The 4,704-nt window shown below is 37.6% G+C and carries 2 protein-coding genes and 2 pseudogenes; all 4 read left to right on the top strand.

Annotated elements, in window-relative coordinates; all coding sequences use genetic code 11:
- Positions 1-234: 234 nt before the first annotated feature.
- Positions 235-912: pseudogene (locus tag AFK68_RS34830) on the top strand (MATE family efflux transporter); the annotation flags it as partial.
- A gap of 21 nt (positions 913-933) precedes the next feature.
- Positions 934-1,432 (top strand): annotated as a pseudogene (locus AFK68_RS43400) (MATE family efflux transporter); the annotation flags it as partial.
- 18 nt (positions 1,433-1,450) lie between these two features.
- The gene (locus AFK68_RS09855; RefSeq protein ID WP_094672554.1) at positions 1,451-2,065 is read left to right on the top strand and encodes an MATE family efflux transporter; all 615 of its coding nucleotides are present in this window, start codon (positions 1,451-1,453) and stop codon (positions 2,063-2,065) included.
- Positions 2,066-2,926: 861 nt separating this feature from the next.
- On the top strand, positions 2,927-4,704 hold a 1,778-nt coding region (locus tag AFK68_RS09850), incomplete at its 3' end, for a filamentous hemagglutinin N-terminal domain-containing protein (RefSeq protein WP_143437745.1).

The following is a 4,704-nucleotide window of genomic DNA, read 5'->3' as shown; positions in this document are numbered from 1 at the left end:
AGCATAAATAATAAAATCACTAACTAAATATATCTGTTTTCATTTTATTTTTTTTGTAATCTAAGTTATTTCCCAACAACTCTATTAATTATTAATTGTTGAACATTACTATCCAGGACTACCTTATTTTTCATACTCTGTTTATTTATTGTGTTGTGGAAAATTTAGATGAAGTTGCCCAAATTTAAAATAAATGGTAAAGTTTTGTAAAGAAAACCCATTTATAAAATCATTATGCAACAACAACTAACAGAAGATAGGATCGGCCCACTCCTACTAAAGCTAACACTGCCTATGGTTTGGGGAGTATTTGCGGTCATAGGTTTCAATATTGTTGATACCTACTTTGTCGGTCAACTAGGAACAAAAGAGCTAGCAGCAATGAGTTTCACTTTTCCAGTAGTAACATTATTAGGTAGTGTATCAATGGGTTTGGGAACAGGTACTGCTTCTGTTATTTCTAGAGCTATTGGGGAAGGAAACCGCTACAAAGTCAAGCGACTTACCACTGACAGTTTAACTGTATCCCTACTAATAGTGGCAATTTTGGTAGTTTTAGGTTTAACAACTATTGACCCCATATTTACTGCATTAGGCGCAAAAGCAGAAATTCTGCCTCTAATTCGACAATATATGGAAATTTGGTATCTGGGGGTAATTTTTATAGTAGTGCCAATGGTAGGTAATAGTGCTATTCGCGCTGCTGGTAATACATTAATTCCCAGTGTAGTGATGACTGTAGCAGGTATTGTCAATGCTGTGCTAGACCCAATATTTATTTTTGGAGTAGGTGCAATTCCAGCGATGGGGTTGCAAGGAGCAGCATTAGCAACTGTTATTAGTAGGGCGACTACTTTACTAGCTTCTTTGTTTGTTCTCCACTACCGCGAACAAATGATTTCTTGGGAGTTGNCATTAATTCCCAGTGTAGTGATGACTGTAGCAGGTATTGTCAATGCTGTGCTAGACCCAATATTTATTTTTGGAGTAGGTGCAATTCCAGCGATGGGGTTGCAAGGAGCAGCATTAGCAACTGTTATTAGTAGGGCGACTACTTTACTAGCTTCTTTGTTTGTTCTCCACTACCGCGAACAAATGATTTCTTGGGAGTTGCCTAGCTTTAAGGTTATCCTCCGAAATTGGCAAAATATCCTTTATATAGGTATACCCGCCACAGGTACAAATATGATTACGCCAATTTCTCTTACTTTTATTACTAGCTTGATGGCAAGTTATGGCACTGCTGCAGTAGCAGGTTTTGGTGTTGCTTCTAAGGTAGAAATGTTTTCTATTATTGTGCCACTTGCATTATCTGCTAGTTTCGGTCCGTTTGTCGGGCAAAATTGGGGAGCGAAAAAGTATGACCGCGTGTATTTGGGTTTACGCTTAGGGTTTCAGTTTTGTCTGTTTTGGGGAGTTATGGAAGCGATCGNCCGCCACAGGTACAAATATGATTACGCCAATTTCTCTTACTTTTATTACTAGCTTGATGGCAAGTTATGGCACTGCTGCAGTAGCAGGTTTTGGTGTTGCTTCTAAGGTAGAAATGTTTTCTATTATTGTGCCACTTGCATTATCTGCTAGTTTCGGTCCGTTTGTCGGGCAAAATTGGGGAGCGAAAAAGTATGACCGCGTGTATTTGGGTTTACGCTTAGGGTTTCAGTTTTGTCTGTTTTGGGGAGTTATGGAAGCGATCGCTCTCGGTATAGGTGGGAGTTGGGTTGCTTCTGTTTTTGATAAAGATCCGGAAGTTGTCGAAGTGGCTGCTAAATATCTATTGATAGTACCTATTAGTTATGGTGCTGCGGGAATTATATTAATTTCTAGTGTGACTTTTAATGCTTTGGGAAAACCTTTACCTTCTATGGTAATGACTATCACAAGGATGTTGTTTTTATATGTACCTTTGGCATATTTGGGAAGTTGGTTATTTGGGATAAATGGTATTTTTGCTGCTGCTTGTTTTGCTAATTTGGCAGTTGGTATTGGAGCTTATTTTTGGAATCATAAAAATTTTAGTCTCGACAATTTGATAGAAGCAAAACAATTAGTAACAAACCAGTAATTTCAGTTATCGGTTAACAGTACCTCCTATTTCTGTAGGAAGCTTAAAATACTTAATTTTCTTTTTTTATCCCCTTTATAAGGGGAGGCTTGATAGCTTATTTAATGCTCAAAAATAGACATTTTTATTGATACCATTAATGCCTGAGTTAATAAGGAGTCTAGTATTTTTGGTAAATTCTCTAATAGCTAATAATTAAGCTTATATAATTGCTCTAGCCCTGAAAATATTCAGCTCTTAGGGCTATAGCAATTCTACAAACAAAGACTTTATGATACTAAACTAATTAATTGTATATGGATTTTAAGGAGATTCAGGAACTTAATAAGGGTTAAGGAGATTCAGGAAATTGACAACATGATGAAGGAAAGAGAATAATCAGGTTGACTACATCTTTTTTTATAGTCAAGTTACGGAAGCTATAGAAAAATGGTAAACTCTAACTGTAACCTTCTATTCTTAACTCTATTGGTAATGAGGATATAAATTTGTCAAGTTAGAGAAATATTTGCACAGTAAAACAGCACAAATATCTCCTTGTATTGCTGCCTGATGCGGGAACAATATTAACTCGACTACCCCATGATAAAATTCTCCCGCTTTTCTTCTTGCGTAGCAAAACCCACCCTACCTTAATTGCTAGAAAAAAAATTATCAGCTAGACAGTACAAACTTCTGGGAAAAACTATTGCTAGCTAAAGCTTTCAGCTATCTTAAGGTAACAAACTCGAACTTTAAGAAGTGTATGTGCTACAAGCCTTTTCTAGTAATACTTTTAGCTTTGATATTAACTCATTTTTTTTGAATAACTTTGTACTCTCCAGTAACTGAAAATAAATAACACAATTACAGAAGTTTATGATGAAAACTAATATATTAGAATCTTACAGTATAACTGCTCTGACTATAATTTTAGGCTCATTGGCAGCAGCACCCCCCGCTAAATCTCAACCCATAACTCCGGCAAACGACGGTACAGGTACAACCGTAAATCAAAACAGCAACCAATTTAATATCCAAGGTGGGACTCAGAGTGGGGCTAACCTCTTCCATAGTTTCGACAAATTTAACGTCCCCACCAACCAAACCGCTAATTTCCTTACCACTCCAGACACTCAGAATATTCTAGGTCGAGTCACAGGAGGCAACGCTTCATACATTAACGGCTTAATTCAAGTCCTAGGCAGTAATTCCAACCTCTTCCTGATGAACCCCGCAGGCATAATGTTTGGCCCAAACGCCAGCCTCAACATACCCGCTTCATTCAGCGTTACGACTGCCACAGGTATAGGTTTTGACAATAACAACTACTGGTTTAAAGCAATGGGAACAAACGACTATTCAAATTTAGTCGGAAACCCCAGTGGCTATAGATTTAACGTATCTAACCCAGGCGCTATAGTTAACGAAGGAAATTTAAGTTTAAACCCTGGAGAAAATCTCACTTTATTAGGTGGAACGGTTATTAATACTGGGGAACTCTCTACAGCAGGAGGTAATATTACCGTTGCAGCAGTAGAAGGTGGTAGTGTCTTAAGAATATCTCAACCGGGATATTTATTAAGTTTAGAAGTAGAGACGTTGGATGCAACGTCCCTACAGAATGGGGAAAATATTTCTATCACCCCCTTATCTTTAGCAAGACTTTTAACAGGTGGGGAAATAGCTCAGGCCACATCTGTCATAGTTAATGCTAATGGTGAAATAGTATTGACAGATTCAAATACTCTAGTTGCAAATACTCCAGGAGATGCTATTGTCTCTGGAAGTATCAACGTGTCGATCCCCCCTAACCCCCCTTACGAAGGGGGGGACATGAATAGTATTCCCCTTTTTAATAAGGATGGAAGGGCGATCGAATCCAGTTCCCCCTTTAACAAGGGGGGTCAGGGGGGATCTAATACCGGAGGCCAAGTTAACGTATTAGGTTCACGGGTAGCTCTCCTCAACAGCAATATCAACGCCGATGGTTTAAATGGTGGAGGAACTGTATTAATAGGAGGCGACTTTCAAGGTAATGGAATTGTTCCTAATTCTCAGCAAACTTTTGTCAATAATAATTCATTTATTTCTGCGGATACTATTACAAATGGAGATGGAGGAAGAGTAATAATTTGGTCTGATGGAATTACTGATTTTGCGGGAAATATTAGTGCTAAAGGTGGAGAAAATTCTGGAGATGGAGGGTTTGTTGAAGTTTCGGGAAAAGAAGAATTAATATTTAATGGAAATGTAGATGTTAGTGCAGCTTTTGGCAATCCAGGCACAATATTATTAGACCCAGAAAATGTGACTGTGGGAGATGAAACTTCAGATTCAGAAACATTAAAGGATAATTCAGAAGTCTCAGCTACAGAAAATACAGATTCTCAGACAACGGAAAATTCTGATAATTCAGACACTACAGAAACAGAAACTCCTATTGACCCTTTTGCTCAAGATGAGAATGCTGATGTGACTATTTCGGCTGAAAATTTAGGGGAATTATCAGGGGATGTTATTCTTCTAGCTGATAATGATATAACAATCAATGAAAAGATAGAAACTGATTCATCTGTAGAATTAAAAGCTGGTCGAAGTATTAATATAAATGCGGATATTGATACATCAGTTGGAAATGGAAATATTGATTTGTTTGG

The organism is Hydrocoleum sp. CS-953 (assembly GCF_002260545.1).
GTDB lineage: Bacteria > Cyanobacteriota > Cyanobacteriia > Cyanobacteriales > Microcoleaceae > Trichodesmium.
This window is presented reverse-complemented; position numbering and strand designations above follow the sequence as displayed.